This window comes from Shigella sp. FC1544 (genome assembly GCF_001722145.1).
GTDB lineage: Bacteria > Pseudomonadota > Gammaproteobacteria > Enterobacterales > Enterobacteriaceae > Escherichia > Escherichia coli.
In genome coordinates this window covers 1-2,099 of the sequence record NZ_MECT01000242.1, presented here as the reverse complement: position 1 = coordinate 2,099, position 2,099 = coordinate 1, and the positions used below count along the sequence as shown (strand labels likewise).

At 44.9% G+C, this 2,099-nt stretch carries 3 protein-coding genes and 1 pseudogene; all 4 read left to right on the top strand.

Annotated elements, in window-relative coordinates:
• On the top strand, positions 1–877 hold an 877-nt coding region (locus tag BGK49_RS26990), incomplete at its 5' end, for an RHS repeat-associated core domain-containing protein (protein ID WP_094188683.1).
• Positions 878–991: 114 nt separating this feature from the next.
• Entirely contained in the window at positions 992–1,378 is a 387-nt protein-coding gene (locus tag BGK49_RS13155) for a hypothetical protein (protein ID WP_241547540.1), read from the top strand.
• A gap of 52 nt (positions 1,379–1,430) precedes the next feature.
• Positions 1,431–1,809 (top strand): annotated as a pseudogene (locus tag BGK49_RS26985) (RHS repeat-associated core domain-containing protein); the annotation flags it as partial.
• Between the two features lie 28 nt (positions 1,810–1,837).
• A partial coding sequence (locus tag BGK49_RS13145) for an IS1-like element transposase (RefSeq protein WP_064195240.1) occupies positions 1,838–2,099 on the top strand: 262 nt, incomplete at its 3' end.

The window sequence follows — 2,099 nt, the reverse complement described above, 5'->3', positions numbered from 1 at the left end:
GCCGGTGCTGGTGCAGATGCTCGACCGGCTGGAAAGTGAAATCCTGGCTGACCGGGTGAGTGAGGAAAGCCGCCGCTGGCTGGCATCGTGCGGCCTGACGGTGGCGCAGATGCAAAGCCAGATGGACCCGGTGTACACGCCGGCGCGAAAAATCCACCTGTACCACTGCGACCATCGCGGCCTGCCGCTGGCGCTCATCAGCACGGAAGGGGCAACAGCGTGGTGCGCAGAATATGATGAATGGGGCAACCTGCTGAGTGATGAGAACCCGCATCATCTGCAGCAGCTCATTCGCCTGCCGGGTCAGCAGTATGATGAGGAGTCCGGCCTGTATTACAACCGCCACCGCTATTATGACCCGCTGCAGGGGCGATATATCACTCAGGACCCAATTGGGCTGAAGGGGGGATGGAATTTTTATCAGTATCCGTTGAATCCGATCTCAGAGATAGACCCACAAGGGTTAAATCCGTTAATTCTTGGTGTTGTAGCACTGATGAGTTGCGGTTTGTTTTCATCAGGTGGTGTTATCCAAAGTGGGCAACAACGCAGAGATCAATATGGACGTAAAGTTAATCCAGAAGCCGACAAATTAACAGATGAACATAAGTCAGGTGTAAATCCTGGAGGTAACTGTAGTCCCCAGAACCTGAGTGACTTACAAAATGAAAAAAACAGATTATGTAACCAGTCTAGAGCTTGCGCTCCTCAGATGCTGAGAAAAGAAATATTGAGACGGTACGAGATAAATTTGGCGTGCGCTTCGGTCAGAAAGCAGATTAATAATCAGTGCTTTGGTGGTGGAGATAAGGCCCATATGGAAGAAGAGAATAAAGCATATAAAACAGCAGCTGATTGCAGTGGCTTAATAAAATGAAAAAAATAATTTTCTCTAACGAGAGTGCAGTCTATGATGAACTTATGATTCATTTCCCATGCCAGCCATTACCTCATATTTCAAATGATATTATAGGGCTGGAGGAACTGGATATTGTATATAATTTTTTTCCAAAAGAAACAATGGAATGAAATAATCAATAATTTAAAAATAAAGGATGACTCTTATGCTTTAGAGTTAGGAATTATATTCCTCCCTGAGAAAGTATTCTGCTATTACATCCCTCTGTATATTTATGTCTCGTTGTTTAATAAGAATGATTTTTGGGTTTTTGAATCCGATTTTATTCAACAATATTTATGTCCTGAGTATCGGGATTACGATGATTTTTTGATTTTTGTTTTTAATTTTTCAGATATACAACTATCTATTATTGCACAGTTTATGTCTTATGAATCAGACGCTGGATTCTTTTATGCAAGTAAAGCTTGTATGGATTTTTGGGAAGATTATTCACCTCTATTACATAAGAAAATTTAATCGTAAAAGGTATAAATGGTTTAATAAAAAACTTGTCTACTCGTTGGAGTAGATGAAAAATAAGATGACGTTGGCATATAGATCACTGCGAATAATCCACCTCTACCACTGCGACTATCGCGGCCTGCCGCTGACGCTTATCAGCTGACGGGGCAACAGAATGGTGCGCAGAATATGATGAATGGGGCAACCTGCTGAATGAAGAGAACCCGCAGCACCTGCAGCAGCTTATCCGTCTGCCGGGGCAGCAGTATGATGAGGAGTCCGGCCTGTATTACAACCGCCACCGCTATTATGACCCGCTGCAGGGGCGGTATATCACTCAGGATCCGATTGGGCTGGAAGGCGGGTGGAATCAGTATGTATATGCTTCCATACATCCAACATATTCTATTGATCCGCTGGGTAATGCTGCCAACTTACTGATTTAGTGTATGATGGTGATTTTAAGGTGCTTGCGTGGCTTCCATTTCCATCAGATGTCCTTCCTGCTCCGCTACTGAAGGCGTGGTGCGTAACGGCAAAAGCACTGCCGGACATCAGCGCTATCTCTGCTCTCATTGCCGTAAAACATGGCAACTACAGTTCACTTACACCGCCTCTCAGCCCGGTACGCACCAGAAAATCATTGATATGGCCATGAATGGCGTCGGATGTCGCGCCAGTGCACGCATTATGGGCGTTGGCCTCAACACGGTTTTACGTCACTTAAAAAACTCAG